Annotated in this window: 18 protein-coding genes; 14 read left to right on the top strand and 4 right to left on the bottom strand. The window is 28.5% G+C overall.

Features of this window, described 5'->3' with window-relative positions; genetic code table 11:
- Positions 1–136: 136 nt before the first annotated feature.
- The 6 genes from K354_RS0100535 to K354_RS0100510 all read left to right on the top strand — a co-directional run bounded on the left by K354_RS0100535 (position 137) and on the right by K354_RS0100510 (position 7052).
- The gene (locus tag K354_RS0100535; protein ID WP_024953561.1) at positions 137–2389 is read left to right on the top strand and encodes an N-6 DNA methylase; all 2253 of its coding nucleotides are present in this window, start codon (positions 137–139) and stop codon (positions 2387–2389) included.
- Positions 2386–3798 carry a restriction endonuclease subunit S gene (locus K354_RS0100530; RefSeq protein ID WP_084607287.1) on the top strand — a complete coding sequence of 471 codons (1413 nt, stop codon included), beginning with the start codon at positions 2386–2388 and terminating at the stop codon, positions 3796–3798. The genes K354_RS0100535 and K354_RS0100530 overlap by 4 nt, the downstream gene beginning before the upstream one ends.
- Positions 3788–5230 (top strand): DNA sulfur modification protein DndB, encoded by a 1443-nt coding sequence (locus K354_RS0100525; protein WP_024953559.1) that lies wholly within the window; start codon positions 3788–3790, stop codon positions 5228–5230. The genes K354_RS0100530 and K354_RS0100525 overlap by 11 nt, the downstream gene beginning before the upstream one ends.
- Complete coding sequence (locus K354_RS0100520) at positions 5227–5916, top strand: hypothetical protein (RefSeq protein WP_024953558.1); 690 nt, start codon at positions 5227–5229, stop codon at positions 5914–5916. The genes K354_RS0100525 and K354_RS0100520 overlap by 4 nt, the downstream gene beginning before the upstream one ends.
- Before the next feature lie 76 nt (positions 5917–5992).
- On the top strand, positions 5993–6418 hold the full coding sequence (locus K354_RS0100515; protein ID WP_024953557.1) for a MarR family winged helix-turn-helix transcriptional regulator: 426 nt from the start codon (positions 5993–5995) through the stop codon (positions 6416–6418).
- A 49-nt stretch (positions 6419–6467) separates the two neighbouring features.
- The gene (locus tag K354_RS0100510; RefSeq protein WP_024953556.1) at positions 6468–7052 is read left to right on the top strand and encodes an NAD(P)H-dependent oxidoreductase; all 585 of its coding nucleotides are present in this window, start codon (positions 6468–6470) and stop codon (positions 7050–7052) included.
- Positions 7053–7195: 143 nt separating this feature from the next.
- Here K354_RS0100510 and K354_RS0100505 read toward each other — a convergent pair whose 3' ends face one another.
- Together K354_RS0100505 and K354_RS0100500 are read right to left on the bottom strand one after the other, a co-directional pair.
- Entirely contained in the window at positions 7196–7645 is a 450-nt protein-coding gene (locus K354_RS0100505; RefSeq protein WP_024953555.1) for an SRPBCC family protein, read from the bottom strand.
- A gap of 9 nt (positions 7646–7654) precedes the next feature.
- The gene (locus tag K354_RS0100500; protein WP_037939940.1) at positions 7655–8167 is read right to left on the bottom strand and encodes a lipocalin family protein; all 513 of its coding nucleotides are present in this window, start codon (positions 8165–8167) and stop codon (positions 7655–7657) included.
- Positions 8168–8305: 138 nt separating this feature from the next.
- Here K354_RS0100500 and K354_RS15300 point away from each other — a divergent pair, with 138 nt between their 5' ends.
- Positions 8306–8434, top strand: coding sequence for a hypothetical protein (locus K354_RS15300; protein WP_281169377.1), 129 nt, complete (start codon positions 8306–8308; stop codon positions 8432–8434).
- Between the two features lie 118 nt (positions 8435–8552).
- Positions 8553–8714 (top strand): hypothetical protein, encoded by a 162-nt coding sequence (locus tag K354_RS14950; protein ID WP_156928193.1) that lies wholly within the window; start codon positions 8553–8555, stop codon positions 8712–8714.
- 256 nt (positions 8715–8970) lie between these two features.
- Here K354_RS14950 and K354_RS0100485 read toward each other — a convergent pair whose 3' ends face one another.
- Together K354_RS0100485 and K354_RS0100480 are read right to left on the bottom strand one after the other, a co-directional pair.
- Positions 8971–9645: a response regulator transcription factor gene (locus K354_RS0100485; RefSeq protein WP_024953553.1), complete on the bottom strand. Its 675-nt coding sequence runs from the start codon at positions 9643–9645 to the stop codon at positions 8971–8973.
- Positions 9642–10700, bottom strand: coding sequence for an ATP-binding response regulator (locus tag K354_RS0100480; protein ID WP_024953552.1), 1059 nt, complete (start codon positions 10698–10700; stop codon positions 9642–9644). Before K354_RS0100480 ends, K354_RS0100485 begins: the two co-directional genes overlap by 4 nt.
- A 74-nt stretch (positions 10701–10774) precedes the next feature.
- Here K354_RS0100480 and K354_RS14505 point away from each other — a divergent pair, with 74 nt between their 5' ends.
- The 6 genes from K354_RS14505 (at position 10775) to urtE (ending at position 19062) form a co-directional block, all read left to right on the top strand.
- On the top strand, positions 10775–13417 hold the full coding sequence (locus tag K354_RS14505; RefSeq protein ID WP_024953551.1) for a response regulator: 2643 nt from the start codon (positions 10775–10777) through the stop codon (positions 13415–13417).
- A 114-nt stretch (positions 13418–13531) separates the two neighbouring features.
- Positions 13532–14812 (top strand): urea ABC transporter substrate-binding protein, encoded by a 1281-nt coding sequence (gene urtA / locus K354_RS0100470; RefSeq protein WP_024953550.1) that lies wholly within the window; start codon positions 13532–13534, stop codon positions 14810–14812.
- 49 nt (positions 14813–14861) lie between these two features.
- On the top strand, positions 14862–16457 hold the full coding sequence (urtB, locus tag K354_RS0100465) for an urea ABC transporter permease subunit UrtB (RefSeq protein ID WP_024953549.1): 1596 nt from the start codon (positions 14862–14864) through the stop codon (positions 16455–16457).
- A gap of 1 nt (position 16458) precedes the next feature.
- A complete protein-coding gene (gene urtC / locus K354_RS0100460; protein WP_024953548.1) occupies positions 16459–17589 on the top strand; it encodes an urea ABC transporter permease subunit UrtC in 1131 nt (376 codons plus the stop codon).
- Positions 17576–18364 carry an urea ABC transporter ATP-binding protein UrtD gene (urtD, locus tag K354_RS0100455; protein ID WP_024953547.1) on the top strand — a complete coding sequence of 263 codons (789 nt, stop codon included), beginning with the start codon at positions 17576–17578 and terminating at the stop codon, positions 18362–18364. Before urtC ends, urtD begins: the two co-directional genes overlap by 14 nt.
- Positions 18365–18366: 2 nt before the next feature.
- Positions 18367–19062, top strand: coding sequence for an urea ABC transporter ATP-binding subunit UrtE (urtE, locus tag K354_RS0100450; RefSeq protein ID WP_024953546.1), 696 nt, complete (start codon positions 18367–18369; stop codon positions 19060–19062).
- Positions 19063–19072 lie beyond the last annotated feature (10 nt).

Genomic DNA, 19072 nt, shown 5'->3' with positions numbered 1-19072 from the left:
ATTATCTATGACAAACTTTCTACCCAACAAAGAGGGTTGTTGGGGTTAGTTGAGAAAACTTAAAAGGTTATATTGCTATAATCATTTGTTATAAAAAATATTTTACTTTACAAAACAACCAATAGGATTAAAAATAATGGATGATTTAATACAACAAGGTTTTGATAAAAAGCTATTTAGTTTAAACGATGAAAGAACAAAGATAACCTATCATACAGGACAAAAACAAGGCTCAACGAAATCTTGGAATGAGACAGAGGAAAAAGTACGAGCTTACATGGTTGCTAAGCTTGTTATTGAACACCAATATCCTATTTATAGTTTAGCAATAGAAGTAAAAGTGCCAATGGGTAGAGAAACCAAGTATGCAGATATAATTGCCTATAAAGTTAAAAATACCAAAAAAACAAATAAAGCCTATATGATTGTAGAGGTAAAAGATAAAAAACAAAAAGATTTAAAAACTGCAAAAGACCAAGCTATAAGTTATGCTCATGCAGCAGGTGCTGAGTATGCAATAGCTACAAATGGTAGTGAATTTTGGAAAGTGCATATTGGGGATAATGAAAGTAGAAAAATAGATGATTTCCCTGATTTTGGTGGAAGTGTTCCAAAATGGAAATATAAAAGAGGTTCAAAAGATAATGATATAAAGCCACTTGATACAGAGAAATTAAACAGTATATTAAAAGAAATACATGACTATCTTTGGAATGGTGGTAAAAGAAATCCTGCTGAAGCTTTTAATGAATTTAGTAAAATAGTATTTACAAAAATTATGGATGAAAAGGTTGATGAATTATCAGAGGAATATACAGAGTATTATGAGTTTCAAAAAGACAGAGATGAGACAAAAAAACAAAGAGAAATTAGAATAAAAAATCTTTATGATAAACATAAAAAGAAAGATTCAAATGTCTTTGATGATACTTTGATATTAGAAGCAGATGAGATTACTTTTTTAGTTGAGAAACTTGAATCCTATAGTTTAAATGAGACAGAGCTTGATATTAAAGGTAAAATATTTCAAGATTTTTTTGCAAAGTTCTTTAAAGGTGATGCTGGACAATATTTTACACCACCAAATGTAGTTAAATTTATAGTTGATCTATTTGATTTAAAAGAAAATGATAGAGTTATTGATCCTAGTTGTGGGAGTGGTGGCTTTTTACTTCAGTCATTAGCTCAAATGCAAAATAAATCAAAAGAATTTCTAAAGAAAAAAGAAAATCCGACAGATAAAGATAAAGAAAGAGCAAAAGCCTTTTGGCATAACTTTGCCGAAAAGAAACTATATGGTATAGAGATAAGTGGAGGTATAAGTCGTACAGCTAAAATGAATATGATTATCCATGATGATGGTCATACAAATGTTATCACAAGTGATGGACTTGCTACTTTCGATAGTTTTCAGAAACAAAATAATGAGTTTAAAAAAGAGAGTTTTGATTATATATTTACAAATCCACCTTTTGGCTCAATTATAAAAGATGATAAAACATATTTTAGTACCTTTGATAATTTTGCAAATTCTTATGTTGATTTTATAGATAAAATTATAGATAATAAATATAGAAAAGATTTAAAACAGCAAAAAAGTGAAATACTTTTTTTAGAAAGATATTATGAACTTCTTAAACCAAGTAGTGGAATAGTAGCCATGGTACTACCTGATGGGATACTTACAAATTCAACCATGCAGCATGTAAGAAATTATCTAATAGAAAGATTTAAACTATTGGCTTCTTTTTCTCTTCCTCAACATACTTTTAGTAACTATGGTGCAGGAGTAAAGTCATCTATATTAGTTTTAAAGAAAAAGAGTAAAATTGAAGAGAAAGAGTTTTTAGATAAGCAGGATAGCATAAGAGAAAGACATACAAATAAACACAAACCTGAAATACTATCTATAAGAAAAGAGCTAAAAGAAAAACTAGCTCCTTATAATGAAAAAATAAAAGAACTGAAAAAAGAGTCAAAAAAACATGATGATGAATTACAGGACTTAAGAGTTAAAAAATATGACTTAGGAGAAGAGCCAGAGAGTAACTTACTTCAAGAGATCAATGAACAAATTGAGGTATTAAAACATCAAATTGAAAAAAGTGAAGAAGAAATTGAAGGAGATCAAGAAAAAGTAGCCGAATTAAAAGAAGAATATAAACTAAAAGAGGAAATTGTAAGAGATAAAATTTATGAAGCTGTAAACACTGAGATGTCAAAGTTTGATAAATATCCTATATTTATGTCTATTATTGATGAAATTGGATATGACTCAAAAGGTAATGATACTTGTAAATATGAAGAATCAGAATTATCTACAGTAGGCAATGAGTTTAAAACTTTTTATGAAGAAGTATATAAAAAGGGAAATGTAAATTTTACTTGAGCCCCGATTTAGATAAGAATAAAATATTCTTAATAGATCGGGGCGAACTAAGTACTCAATGGTCACCAATATTTTATCATCCTGAAAGATTAAAGTATTTGGATATATTTTTAGATGAAAAATATTCATTTGAAATTAATAAACTAAAATATTTATTCAATATTAGTAATAAAAAGTCAACAGCATCACAAGTTAATAAATATATAGGTATGGCTAATATTGAATCAAATACGGGATTATATTTGCTAAGTGAAAATGAAAAAGGAAAAGGAGATTGTTCTATATTTTCAAAAGGTAATGTTCTTTTTGGCAAATTAAGACCATATTTAAATAAAGTATATTTAGCAGAGTTTGATGGTGGATGTACAACTGAATTTATTGTTATGGACACTATATATGAAAGTGTAATATCTAATAAGTTTTTATCTATTTTTCTACTTTTAGATTGTGTAGTAAATCAAACAAAATATATGATGACAGGTAATACATTACCAAGGTTACAAACTTTTGATATTGAAAATATTATTATACCTATACCAAATAAGATTATACAACAAAATATTATTGATATTATAGATAATGCGTATAAACTTAAAAAAGAGAAAGAGAAAGAAGCTAAAAGTATACTTGCAAGCATAGATAACTATTTACTTGATAAACTAGGTATAGAACTTCCAGAAGAACCAGAGAATAATATAGAAAATAGAACTTTTAAAGTTGGATTTGATGATATCTTCAATAGTAGGTATGATGGGTTTTATAATAAACCTTACTATATTGAGGTTGAAGAGCAATTATATAAGACAAAATTTGATTTAGTTAGTTTAAAAGAATTGTGTATAGGCATTCGTGGAGTAACATACTCATCAGAAGATGAATCTAAAGATGGAATAGGAATCTTAAGAGGAAATAATATTGATTTAAAAACTAATGAATTAGATTTAACAGAGATAAGATATTTAAAGAATTTTATTGAAATGGATGAAAAACAAAAATTAGTTACAAATGACATTTTAATGAGTGCAGCCAGTGGAAGTAAATCACATGTCGGGAAAGTGGCATTTATTGAAAAAGATTTAGATTATTATTTTGGTGCGTTTATGATGGTTTTAAGGGTTTATAATAAAGATGTAAACCCATATTTTTTATTTTGTTATTTACAAAGTAATTTGTTTAGACAACTATTAATGAGAATATTAGGAGGTACAAATATAAATAATCTTAATTTTAATATGATTAAAAATTATAAAATACCTTTACCTGATCTAAATATTCAAGATGAAATAGTAAAAGAGATACAACAAAGTAGAGAAAAGGCTAAAAGCTTACAAGAGGAAGCTAATAGTTTACTTGATGATGCAAAAGAAGAGGTTGAAAAAATTATATTAGGAGATAAATATGAATCTTGAATTTCAAATTTATACAATAGGTGTAAAAGATAGAGTTTTTAATCACACTGTTGCTAAAACATTTTTGACTCTACAAGAAATTGCCCAATTTAAAACATACGATGAAGGATATCAAAGAGAGCGAGATTTAGAACATGAAGCTAAAATAATTGAATATCTAAAAAATAGTTCCAATAGATACTTACCTGATATTATTGTTTCTTTAAGGCATCAAGATATTGATTTTGGAAATAAAATTTTATTAAGTAATGAAAACTTTTACTTATCAACTATTACTGGATATGAGATATTAAGAATACAAATTAAAAAAACAGAAGCATTTGAAAATTTAAAAATAATTGATGGTAATCATAGAATATCAGCTATTAAACAATTTCTTACTGAAACTCCAAATAGTGATTTATCAAATCTTAAAATTGGTGTAACTTTTGTTTTAACACAAGATAGAGAAGGTGACTACGAAGATGAGTTGGCACTTTTTTATTATCTCAACTCAAAAGCAAAACCACTTTTACCACATGATTATTTAAATGAAGCAACAGAAAATTTAAGTGATGAAAAAGCTAAAAGTATTGATTGGTGGATGTATGTATTTAAAATCTCAAATGTAAAGTTTACAGATATGTTCAAAGACTATTATATCGATATAAATAAACTAAAAAATAATATTAGTATATCATGTGATTATTTAGCTAAGAAGATACCTATAAACGATAATGAGGGTATTTTAGATAACTTTTTTGATAGGATGAGAACACTATCAAGAGAGGAGGAAATAATCCCTTTATTACAAAGGTTCATAGATCAAGATAAGTTATATAACTTTATTAATATTCTTTTTTACCTTGATAGGGTTATTGATGATATAGATAAAATGCAAAATGAATTTATCTATTTTTATGATTGGTTAAAAAATGAAGCAAAACTAGAGGATTTTGAGGATTTTGAAAATCTATATAAAACATACAAAGAAACTTATGTACCTAGAGATTTTAAAATATTTGTTGCTATGGAGTTTTACAAAAGAGATAAATATTTCAAAGCGATAGAAAAAACAATAGAGAAGGTTAAAAAAGAAACAAAACTTCCATTAGAGTGTATTAGAATTGATAACTTACAAAAGGGACATACTTATCAGATAATGGATGAAATTTTACATCAAATTCAACGAAATGGATTATTATTAGCAGATATTACAAATAAAAATGCAAATGTATATTTAGAAGTTGGTTTTGCTATGGGATTAGCAAAGGCAAAAGGGATGGAAAATCAAATTATGTTTTTTGTAGAAAAAAGTGATAGTGGAAGTGCTGATGTTGGCTTTGATTTGCAAAGTTATCAACAAAATAGATATGACTATGGTGACACAGGGGACTTAAGGGATCAGTTAGAAGCTCAATTACTTGAATATTATAAAAGGTTCTTAACATGAAAATCCATGAAAAGTATTTAGAAACATTAAAAAGTTTTGATGATTATGTCACTGTTTCAGAATGGGCAATTGGAGTTAGTGAAAAGTATCCTGAGTTGTTGAGAAATGCGGAGTCTCAAGTTGAAAATCATCAAAATGAAACTACAGGATTACGTGCAATTGGAGCTAGGCTTAGTGCTAGACTTTCTAAAGGGCGTTTTGATGGATTTGTTAAAATAGATGATTCTGAAAAACCACGAAAAGTTAAATACATCTCGGAAGATGAATTTAAAGAAAAAGAAAATCAAGATATAGAAGAAGATTTAGAACCTATTAATCGAAGAGAGATAGAAAAAAAAGCAGAGGATAAATTCGCACTCAAAGAACTCTATCGTTTGGATGAGTTTAGAAATATCCAAAAATCTTTTAAAATGTTTTTTAACCTAGACTTTGAATTAGACCATGCAAAGGCACTTTTAAATAAAGAAGATGCAGGAAAACATCATCCTGATAATTTCCAATTTATTCTTAAATATCACAATGGGAAAAAATCAAACAGTAATTGGCAAAGATTTACTATTGATGAACAAATAATTTACATTAAGAAGTGTATAGAATTACAAGAGTTAGTAGCAAAGGAAATGAAGTTGTCATTAGATGAAAATATTTTAGATAACTTACTTAGTCGATTAAAAGCAGTATATTAATTCTTACATGTAAAGAAATTTTCCTTTACATGTAAACCCTCTTGACATTAGTTAGATATCTAACTATAATACTTTTATGAAACCTAGAAAAACAGTAGCTATTATTAGCCAGATATCAGTCAAAGCAAATCGTTTTATTGTTCAAGAGCTTGAAAAAAGAGGGATACACGGTATCGTTCCATCACATGGTGGTATTTTGTATTTTCTTTCACTACAAGAGAAGATGACAATGAAAGAACTTGCTACAAAGATACATAAAACAAAACCAACAGTAACGGTGCTTGTGGATAAGCTTGTTACTTTGGGGTATGTCTATAAAGGCAAATGTGATGTCGATTGTCGTGTGACTTATATCACTTTGAGTGAAAAAGGAAAGTCTTTTAAAAAGGATTTTGAAGAGATTTCTCAGAGTCTAAATGCTCAGATTTTTCAAGGTATATCAGAAGAAGAGATAAATGTAGTTGAGCCGTTATTGGAAAAATTTCTACATAACTTGCTCTAATTTTTTTAAACGAAATATAGTTAGATATCTAACTAAAAAAGGAAATACAATGAAACATCTTATAGTTTATGCACATCCAAAAGAGGATAGCTTTAACCATGCGATTTTAGAAAGAACTATCAAAATACTTGAAGACAAAGGAGATAGTGTTGTAGTAAGAGATTTATATGCTCTTGGATTTAACCCAGTACTTAGTGCAAATGATATGAAAGAGATAGGTGCTGGAGAGGTACCTCAAGATATTGCAACAGAGCAGGGTTACATAACTGATGCAGATGCAATTACAGTTTTATATCCTATTTGGTGGACAAGTATGCCTGCTATCTTAAAGGGATACTTTGACCGTATCTTCTCTTACGGTTTTGCATTTAAGTATACACAAGATGGCAATATAGAAGGATTGTTGAGTGATAAAAAAGCTTTATTGTTCAGTACTCAAGGTGCACCAAATACTTACTATGATGCAACTGGAATGACTGAAGCTTTTAAAAATACAACTGATGTTGGTATTTTTGGTTTTGTAGGAGCAGAGGTTAAAGAACATGTTTTCTTTGGTGAAGTCCCAACTGTTGATGATGCAAAACGTAAAGAGATGCTCGATATTGTTGAGCAGACGATAAATAAACATTTCTAAATTTTAAGGTGTAGCAGATACTTTTTTGCTACACCTATTAAAATTAAAAAGCTTATATGGTTTGTAGTCTACTTATCTGTCTTTTAGATGAGCCTTATTATATCTACAGTTTGCCCCTAAAAGGCAAGCTAAGATACCTAGCTTTATGATTTTTCTTCTAGCATAGTTTTGGTTACATTATGTCTAAACTCAAACATATTTTTTAACTCTTTTTGTATTAAAAAATCAAAACTATTACCGATAAATCCAAAAGGCAAAGTATAGTTTACAACATCTCTCATCAAGCAACCTTCTTCACGTTTTTCAAATATATGAGAGTGTTCCCAATACGTAAAAGGAGATTTAAGGGAAACATCTATGAGTAAAGAAGGTGATATAAGTTTTTGAATCTGTATCTCCCAGATTGTACTAATAAAATGTTTGGTAGTTTTTAGCTTTAAAACCGCTCCTTCTTTTATATCCAGATTTGGAGTCAGAAGTTCTACTTTTGTATCAGGAGGTGTGATATGCTTTAGGTTATTTGTATCGAGGTGAAAGTTGAAAAGCTCTTCAACAGAACAATTAATGGCTACAGATTTTTCAAATGACTTCATTGCACATCCTTACATACTTTGTTTAGTCCAGATTAGTTTTGTTTCATCAAATTTATTTTCTTCTATTTTTTGTAAAATTTTATTTTTTATGTTTGCATTTAAAGTTTTAGTGCGAGAGAGTATCCAAAGGTACTCACGATTAGGTTCTCCTATAAGAGCATATGTATAATCTTTATCCAACATAAGTATCCAATAGTCCCCATAAAATGGTCTAAAAAAACTAACTTTTAATTTTGTATTATTTTTATTGGTGGCATATGCTACACCCGTGGCTTCTTTTTTTGTTCCATCTTCTTTTGTGCAACTATTGATTACATTGATGCTTCCATCTTTTCGTAAAGAATAAAAAGCAGATACGTTAGTACAACCTTTCTCAAAAGAGTGATCATATCTAGCTATTTCATACCAAGTTCCAAGGTATTTATTGATGTTTACTTTTCCTACAGTGTTCAGAGGAAGAGTGTCTTTTGAACATCCAATAAAAACAAAACTACAGATAAGTGATATGATAAGTTTGAACATTCCAACTCTTTTATTATTTTATTTGTAAAAAATTATACCAAAAATAAAAATACTTTTCATTTACCTTCATTTACTTTAGATTATATTTGGAGTTAAGTTGTAATGATATGATATTTAAATACTTAAAAAGGAGTTTTCATGCTAGGAAGTATTACGAATACACAGCAAGTTGTATGGGGTGCTTTATTTACAGATGAAACTGATGAAGTTTATATATCTGATCTTCTTGATTCATTATTAAATACAAATAGTGACATGGTAACTTAGATATCGAGTGTAAAAGTGATAAAAAAGATGAGATAGCAGAAGTTGCAAATGAATTTGATAATGCTGCAAAAAAATATCCTTACTCCTAGAATCAAGACAACTTTTTTTAAGAACTGTTATGCATGAGCTTAAAACTCCTATAGCAAAAGGAAAAATTGTTTCTGCACTTATAGAAGATGAAGTCCAAAAAGAAAGAATTTTTACTATATTTGATAAACTTAATTTTGTATCGATGATTTTGCAAAAACTGAGCAAGTTATATCAAGTAATTGTGAAATAAATAAAAGTCAATTTAGTATAAGAGCTATTTTAAATAGTGCGGTTGATATGATGATTGAAAATGCAGATGAAAAAATCGTAGTGTAAAATTTAAGCAATAAAAAATTAAATGTAGATTTTGAACTTTTTTCATTAGCTATTAAAAATTTATTGGATAATGGCATAAAATACTCTGTTAATGGGTGTGAGATTAGGTTACCAATATATAAATGGAATCAATAGTTTTAGTATAGAATTCAGCATTTTATAAAATATTTTTAAGAATTAATTTTATTTTGTAGTTTATACCCTTGTCCTCTAATATTTATTATCATTCCATTTTTTAATTTTTTTTGTAACTTATGAATAACTGAGCGCATACTTACAGCTTCAACTTCTTTTCCATCCCATACATATTCATGTATTGCACTCATTTCTACAGTTTTTCCTATATTTTGGAGTAAAAGAGTTAATAATAATTTTTCTTTTAAAGTAAGAGGTATTTCATGATTATATTTATAAAGTACTTGGTCTTTTAGACAAAAAGTAAAACCATAATCTAAGTCTATAGTATTGTTGTCTATATCGTTTTTATAAGTAGTTTTAATCAAATATTGTATTCGTACCAATAATTCTTGAAGCACAAAAGGTTTTTTAAGATAGTCATTACAACCAAGTTCATATGCTTTTTGAATATTGTCTATATCTAATGCAGCACTTATAATTATAACAGGTAGAGTTGAGTGATTTTTTCTAATTATTTCTAAAATTTGATGACCGTCAAAACCAGGAACATTGATATCTAAAATATATATATCGTATTTATTGTTTAGAGCCTTTGTTACTCCAGTATAGCCTTCTGTATAGCTGTCTACAAAAAAACCTTGTTTTTCTAAAGAAGTTTTTATGATTTTATTTAATTCAAAATCATCTTCAAGTAAAAAAATTTTCATTTTTCATTTTCCTCTACTAAGGATGTAAAATCATAGATAAACGTTGTTCCCACATCTTTTTTAGTATTTATACTAATCTTAATATCGTATTTATCACATATCTCTTTTACAATAGTCAAACCTAAACCTAAACCAGAATTGTTACTTGATTGTTGATAGTATGGCAAAAATATCTCATCAGGATTTTCTATACCAACACCAGTATCTTTTATTTGCAAGACATATTTATTCTCTTCAAGTCCGATAAAAATATTTATATTGCTATTTTCTTTTGAGTATTTTATTGCATTTGAAAGGGCATTATCTATGATTCGTTCTAGTTCATATTCGTTTACATGTATATCAAATTCATGAGTAAATTCATAATCAATATTGATATTTTTTATTGTAGCTATTTCATCAAAAAAGATTATTCTAGTAGAGATAAAGTTAAAAAGATTTATATTTTTTTTCTCATAAACTCTAGACTCTTTTTTTATCATATAAGATAAGTCTCCATATATGGAAGAGAGAGTTTTTACAGATGCTTTTATAGATTCAAATTCAATTGCTGGACCGATTTTTCTCTCTAGTGAATCTGCATTTAAAGAGATTATACTCATAGGAGTATTCATTTCATGCATAATTTTTTTTATGAAAAGATCTTGTTGTTTTAAAAGATTTGTTATTATCCTTTGACTATTAAAAATATCTAGTTGTGTTTTTATTCTTGCTAAAACTTCTTTTGGTTCAAAAGGTTTTGTTATATAATCAACCCCACCATTTTCAAAAGCTTCTATTTTATGAGTTATATCATCAAAAGCACTAATAAATATAATAGGAATTTCTTTTAATTTTTTTTCATTTTTTAATAGCTTACATACTTCAAATCCATCAATAATGGGCATGTTGATATCCAACAAGATGATATCAGGGATGAGAAGCTTTGCCGCATTTATTGCTGATTGGCTATTTGTTGATGCCCTGATGTCATACTGTTTTTCAAGTATGTTACTTAGATATTTTAAATTTTCAACTTTATCATCAATTAGTAATACAGTATATTTTTTAGTCATTAATTTGCACTTTTTTAGGTCATTTTTCTGATAGTATTCATTATATATTATGGTATTGAAAAAAAAGGTTAATTTTGAAGTTAAAAAAACTATTTATATCTTTATTGCTTATAAATACTATTTCTTTAATTGCAGTTGTATTTATCATTAGTAAATATAATTATGTTATCAAAGAATTGGAAAATGCATATATTGTTCAGCATAAGTCTTTAGTCCTCGCAGACGAATTAAGACAGAGTTCTGATGATCTTACAAGAGTTGCTAGAACTTATGTAATCACTGGAAATATAATGTATAAAAAGCAGTTTCAAACTATATTAGATATCAGAAATGGGATTAAACCTAGACCAAAAAATTATAATAGAATATTTTGGGATTTTTTAGCAATAGATGGTAGTAAAGAGGTATTAGATGGAGAAAAAATTCCTTTAAGAGAGTTAATGAAAAAGGCAGGATTTACTAATGATGAGCTGTCACTTTTATATAAATCTCAGCAAGAATCAGATGATTTAACATATCTTGAAACAAAGGCAATGAATGCAATTATAGGAGTTTTTCAAGACAGTATAGGTAAATATACAAAAAAAGGAAAACCAAATTTTAAATTAGCTAGAGAGATAATGCACTCACAAGAGTATCATGAAGCAAAAATTTCTATAATGAAACCATTAGATAAATTTTATGTTGCATTTGAAAAAAGAACAAAGATTAAAGTTTTAGAATCTCATGCTAAAGTAAAAGAGTTGGAGTCATATGTAAGTATTGCAATTGTTTTTTTAATCATCTTAGTGCTTTTTTCATTTTTTATCATCTTATCACGCATGATATATCCATTAGAAATTTTAAATAATACAATGTTGAGATTAGCCAAGAATGATATGGAAGTTCCAATACCTGTATATGAAAATAAGGATGAAGTTGGAAGTATGGTTCGTTCAGTTGAAATTTTTAAAGACAACGCTATAAAACTTATTGATAGTGAACAGAAAAATAAATTACTTTTAGATTTGGCTGGAGATGGTATATTTGGACTAGATTCTTATGGAAAATTTACTTTTTTAAATCCAACAGCATGTAAATTATTGGGTTATAAAAGACAAGAAGATTTAATAGGAAAATACATATTTAATACGATTACTTCACAAAGAATAAAGAATAAATCTTCACTAAAAGAAAAACTACTTTTAGTGAAAAAAAAGGATATGAGTTTTAAGACAAAAGATGAAGATTTTTTTCCTATAGATTATGTTTCAACACCAATATATAGTAAAGATTATGATATAGATGGTTCGGTTGTTGTTTTTAGTGATATTACAAGTAGAAAAGAGAATGAAAATAGATTAAAAAAAGCTATTGAAGATGCAAAATCAGCAAATCATTCAAAATCAATTTTTCTAGCAAATATGAGTCATGAACTAAGAACACCTTTAAATGCAATATTAGGTTTTACTTCTTTATTGATAAAATCTCAAAAAGTTGCATTTGATGAAAAAGAAAATCTAAGAACTATCAAAAGTAGTGGTGAACACCTTTTAACACTGATTAATGAAATTTTAGAACTCTCAAAAATAGAAGCAGGAAAGATAGATATTAAGCCTATAGATTTTAATTTATTATCTAGCATAGAAGATATAAAAGATATGTTTAGTTCAAGATGTAAGGAAAAAGGGATAAGTTTTAATATATATGTAGATAAGAGTGTACCTGTTTTTATAAAATGTGATGAACAAAGACTCAGACAAATTTTGATAAATCTTTTAGCAAATGCGTTGAATTTTACTGATAATGGAAGTATTGAATTAAAAATATATACAAAATTTAATCAACTATTTTGTGAAGTTAAGGATACTGGTATAGGGATAAATGATAGTGATAAAAAGCTAATTTTTAAACCATTTGAACAACTAGAATCAAGTAAATATACAAATAAAGGTACAGGCTTAGGCTTATCTATAACAAAAGAGTTAGTAAATAGAATGGGAGGAGAAATAAAAGTAGAAAGTAAATTATCAAAAGGAACAGTTTTTAGTTTTTTTATCGATTTTGTGGTTTCTACGAAAGATAATGTTTTAGAGCAAGACAATGAAAAAGATATTTTAGGAATTACTAACGAAGTGAATGATAAAAGAATTTTAGTTGCAGATGATATAAAAGAGAATAGAATGCTTTTGGTTCAGATATTAAAACAATTTAATTTTGATGTAATAGAAGCAAATGATGGATTAGAAGTAATAAAAATATTAAAAGATAAAAATATCGATTTGATATATATGGATATATTAATGCCTAATTTAGATGGCTTTGAAACTACTAAAAAAATTAGACGGATGCAACTAGAAATACCCATAGTAGTTGTTTCTGCACACGCTTTTAAAGAAGATAAACAAAAGGCTCTTAGTGTTGGAGCAAACTGTTTCATTGCTAAACCAATTGAGTATAAAGCTATTATGGATACTTTACAAAAGTACTTAAATATTGAGTTTATTTATGATAAGAGTAAAATTGATAAAAAAGAGCAAGTGATTGTAGAAGTATCAACTGAGGTATTAATAAAAATCCAACAAGCTTCTCGGCGATTAGATAACAAAACAATAGAGTTATTAATAACTTCAAATGATTTTGATATAAATTTAGCTCAAAAAATAAATAAGTACATAAAAACATATAATTTTGAAAAAATAGATGTTCTTTGTGAAAAAATTATACAAAAAAGTTAAATTGCCTATTTTTTATACATAGTATTTTGATTGTTTCCAGAAAAAGCAACACTAAAGCAACACTTATTTTTTATACTTCTTGTATAGATTGAAAAATAAACTCAAGGAGTCTCAATGAAAAAGATGTTAGCTAAAACATTGACTATCGCTGCGATAGTTACAATGGGAATTACAGCACAAGCTGCAGATACAATTAAAGTTGGTGTTTTGCACTCATTATCTGGAACAATGGCTATTTCAGAAACAACATTAAAAGACACAGTATTAATGTTAATAGAAGAGCAAAATAAAAAAGGCGGAGTTTTAGGCAAAAAACTTGAGCCTGTTGTTGTTGATCCTGCGTCAAATTGGCCATTGTTTGCTGAGAAGATGAGAGGTCTTTTAACAAAAGATAAAGTTGATGTAACATTTGGTTGTTGGACATCAGTATCAAGAAAATCAGTACTTCCTGTATTAGAAGAGTTAAATGGTATTTTGTTTTACCCAGTACAATATGAAGGGGAAGAGTCTTCTAAAAATGTATTTTATACAGGTGCAGCACCAAATCAACAAGCAATTCCTGCAGTTAATTATTTGATGAATGAAATTGGTGTAAAAAGATGGGTTTTAGCTGGAACTGATTATGTTTACCCAAGAACTACAAATAAAATTTTAAAAGCGTATTTAATAGCTAAAGGCGTTAAAGAGAGTGACATTATGATTAACTATACACCATTTGGTCATTCAGATTGGCAAAGTATAGTTAGCAATATCAAAAAATTTGGAAGCACAGGAAAGAAAACTGCTGTTGTTTCAACAATCAATGGGGATGCAAATGTTCCTTTTTACAAAGAATTAGGAAATCAAGGTATAAGTGCTGAGAATATTCCTGTCGTAGCATTTTCAGTTGGAGAAGAAGAGCTTTCAGGACTTGATACTAAGCCTCTAGTTGGTCACCTTGCAGCTTGGAATTATTTTCAAAGTGTAGAAGATGATATCAATAGTGAATTTATTGCTAGTTGGAAAAAATTTATCAAAAATGATAAGAGAGTTACAAATGATCCAATGGAAGCAACATATATTGGTTTTAATATGTGGGTAAAAGCAGTTGAAAAAGCTGGAACGACTGATAGTGATGCTGTAATTGATGCTATGGTAGGTGTTTCTGTTCCTAACTTAACAGGTGGACTTGCAACAATGATGCCTAATCACCATTTGACTAAACCAGTATTAATTGGTGAAATTCAAGAAAATGGTCAGTTTGAAACTGTATGGGAAACACCTGATACTGTTGTAGGTGATGCATGGAGTGACTTTTTACCAGGAAGTAAAGATTTAATTTCTGATTGGAGAAAGCCATTAGAATGCGGTAACTATAACGTTAAAACTGGAAAATGTTCAGGACAAAACTACTAAAACAAAAAGGAGGAAGAATTTCTTCCTCCTTTTTTAACAGGGCTATTTAATGAAAACAATATTTATAAAAATAATTCTTCTTAATTTATTATTGATTACTTCTGTATTCTCAGGCAAATTTGAAAATGATATCAAACCTCTATTAAAAAATAGTTTTAAAACAAAAGAGGTAGTCATAAATCAAGTATCTCAAAAATATTCAGAAAATGATAAGTTACAAACTCTTTTGCAAGCTTTAATGAAAGGTGACCTTTTTTATACAAAACAAGATAAAACTTTTGTTGTTTTATATAAAAAAGAGGGAAAAATATACTATACAAAAAGTCTAGAAACACAAAAACAGTTAGAGCCTATGAATAAAAAGATGTTTAAAAAGGTAAAAACAAATAATAGATTAAGAAGTACTATAAGAGAGAAACTAGCGGAACTAAATCTTTTTTCTAAAGATAGAGATATTAGATATAATTCGGCAAAAAATATGTTAAAACATGTTAGCCAAAATTCATCTGTGTTGGTTCAAAAAGCTTTAAAAATTGAAAAAGATAGCAAAGTTTTATCTGTTTTAAATGAAATTAATACAATTATAAATGTGAAATTTGGAACAGATAAACAAGAAGCTATTGTTAAATTAGGTGATTATTTATCTCCACAATCTCTTCAAGCTTTAAAAGAAATATATGCTTCTAGTGAAGATAAAGAGCTAAAAGAATTGGCAAGGTTATCTATAGCTTCCATAAATAGAAGTAAGGATTTTTATGCTTTTGTGGAAAAAGCATTTTTTGGATTGAGTTTAGGATCTATTCTTTTACTAGCAGCTATTGGTCTTGCTATCACTTTTGGTGTTATGAAAGTGATAAATATGGCTCATGGTGAGATGATGATGCTTGGAGCTTACACTGTATATGCACTTCAAAAAAGTATGCCAAATCTTATAGAATATTCTGTAATCATAGCGATACCTGTTGCATTTTTAGTTAGTGGTATTATAGGGATTATTATAGAAAGACTTGTTATAAGACATCTTTATGGAAGACCTTTAGAAACTCTTTTAGCTACTTTTGGAATTAGTTTGATTTTACAACAAATGGTAAGAAGTATATTTTCACCATTAAATCAAGAAGTAAAAACTCCACAATGGATGAGTGGTGCATTAGAGATTAATAGTGCATTATCCTTAACTTATAATAGATTATATATCATAATATTCGCTTTATTGGTTTTTGCTGGAATTTTATTAGTTTTAAATAAAACATCTTTAGGATTAAAAGTTAGAGCAGTTACACAAAATAGAAAAATGGCACAAGCAATGGGCATAAAAACAGGTTTGATTGATGCGTTAACTTTTGGAATTGGTTCAGGAATTGCGGGAATTGCAGGTGTTGCATTGTCTCAACTTACTAATGTTGGACCAAATTTGGGCCAAGCATATATTGTTGATTCATTTATGGTGGTTGTTTTTGGTGGTGTTGGTAATTTATGGGGCACATTGATAGGAGCAATAACACTTGGAGAGATAAATAAATTTATAGAGCCAGTCGCTGGGGCAGTTTTAGCAAAAGTAATCATACTTGTATTTATCATTTTATTTATACAAAAAAGACCTAGAGGGCTATTTGCTCAAAAAGGTCGAGATGCGGAGGATTAAAATGAAAACAAATATTTCATTGGTACAACAGATATTACAAAAAGATAAGGGTGGAAAAATAGTTTTATTAATGTTGTTTTTTGTTGTAGTATTTGTTGCTATATCAAATTTATTAATACCAAAAGATTCATTTTTTTATATTTCCACATATACTGTTACTCTTTTAGGAAAGTATTTAGCTTTTGCTCTTTTAGCATTGGCGTTAGATTTAGTATGGGGATTTATAGGTATTCTCAGCTTAGGACATGGAGCATTTTTTGCTCTTGGTGGATATTCTATGGGAATGTACCTTATGCGTCAAATTGGTGATCGTGGTGTCTATGGAAATGCGGAACTTCCAGATTTTATGGTTTTTATGAATTTAAAAGAGTTACCATGGTTTTGGTGTGGATTTGATAATTTTTTCTTTGCTGCTTTTATGATAGCATTTGTACCTGCTTTACTTGCTTTTATATTTGGTTGGTTAGCATTTAGATCACGTGTAACAGGGGTTTATTTGTCTATAATCACTCAAGCTTTAACTTATGCTTTGATGTTGGCCTTTTTTAGAAATGACATGGGTTTTGGCGGTAACAATGGCTTAACAGATTTTAAAGATATTTTAGGATTTGATTTACAAAGTGATGGAACAAGAATAAGCTTACTTGTTTTGTCATTTTTGGCACTTTTGGGTGGATATATTGTCAGTAAATATATAATCAATTCTAGGTTAGGAAGAGTTTGTATTGCCATTAGAGATACTGAAAGTAGAGTGAGGTTCTTAGGATATAAAGTAGAACAGTATAAACTTTTTATTTTTGTTGTCTCAGCTATCTTAGCAGGAATCGCAGGAGCATTATATGTTCCTCAAGTAGGGATTATAAATCCTAGTGTTTTCTCACCAATGTTTTCAATTGAGCTTGTTATTTGGGTTGCAATTGGTGGAAGAGGGACTTTATATGGAGCTATTATTGGTGCCTTTATTGTAAATTACGCAAGTACTTACTTTACCTCTGCTCTTCCAGAAGTTTGGCTTTATGCTCTTGGTGGACTGTTTGTTATTGTGACACTATTTTTGCCAAAAGGCGCTGTTGGTTTTATAAAAAAATTGAATTTAAAAAAATATACTGAGGTGAGCAATGCTTCTTCTTGAACATGATAATACAGATAATATTGGTGAGCTTAAAAAAGGGAATAGGATTCTATATCTAGATGATGTAACAGTTAGTTTTGACGGTTTTAAAGCATTGAATTCTCTTTCTTTAACAATTGAATATGAGGAACTTAGATGTATTATTGGTGCTAATGGTGCAGGAAAATCAACAATGATGGATGTAATCACTGGAAAAACAAGACCTGATACTGGTAACGTTGTTTTTGGTCAAGCAGTTGATTTACTTAAGATGGATGAACCAGCGATTGCTCAAATTGGTATAGGAAGAAAGTTTCAAAAACCTACAGTATTTGAAGGACATAGTGTATTTGAAAATTTAGAGTTAGCAATGAAGGGTGATAAGAGATTTTTTAAAACACTGTTTGCATGTATGAGTGGAGAACAAAGAGATAAAATTGAAGAAGCTATGGTTTTAATTGGGCTAAAAGATTTTTATAAAAAAGAGGCTAGTATACTTTCTCATGGACAAAAACAGTGGCTTGAAATTGGTATGCTTTTAATGCAAGATCCAAAAGTGTTATTGGTTGATGAACCAGTTGCAGGCATGACCCCAGGAGAAGTTGAAAAAACTGGGCAAATTTTGACAGATTTGTCAAAGAATCATAGTGTGGTTGTAGTTGAACATGATATGGAATTTATAAGAAGTATTGCTAAAAAAGTTACTGTCTTACATGAGGGCTCTGTTTTGGCTGAAGGTTCTATAAAAAATATTCAAGAAAATGAAAAAGTGCGTAAAGTATATTTAGGTGAATAATTATGATTAAGATAGATAAACTAAACCAGTTTTATGGACAAAGTCATACTTTGTGGGATTTAACATTAGAATTAAATACAGGTAATTGTACTTGCTTGATGGGAAGAAACGGTGTTGGTAAAACTACATTAGCAAAAGCTATTATGGGGTTACTTCCTGTTAAAAGTGGTTCAATTATATATGATGGTAAGGATATAAGTAAATTAAGTTCTGACAAAAGAGCTGGCATAGGAATTGGATATGTTCCTCAAGGTAGAGAAATTTTTTCTCAACTTAGTGTAAAAGAAAATTTAGATATAGGTCTATTAGGCAATAGAAATGGCTTGAAAAGTGTCCCACAAAAAATTTATGAACTTTTTCCTGTTTTAAAAGAGATGTTAAAAAGAAAAGGTGGAGATTTAAGTGGTGGGCAACAGCAACAACTTGCAATTGCTAGAGCTTTGTGTATAGAGCCAAAACTTTTAATACTAGATGAGCCATCAGAAGGCATACAGCCAAATATTGTACAACAAATAGGAAGTGTTATTGATTATCTTACAAAAGAGGAAAAAATAACTGTTATGTTGATTGAACAAAAATTACCATTTGCAAGAAAACATGGGGATGACTTTTATATTATAGATAGAGGAAGTGTAGTTGCAAATGGAGAAATTTCACAGCTTAGTGATGATATAATTAAACAATATTTATCAGTTTAATTAGGATACA

It is taken from the genome of Sulfurospirillum arcachonense DSM 9755, assembly GCF_000597725.1.
In the GTDB taxonomy this organism is placed as follows: domain Bacteria; phylum Campylobacterota; class Campylobacteria; order Campylobacterales; family Sulfurospirillaceae; genus Sulfurospirillum_A; species Sulfurospirillum_A arcachonense.
This window is presented reverse-complemented; position numbering and strand designations above follow the sequence as displayed.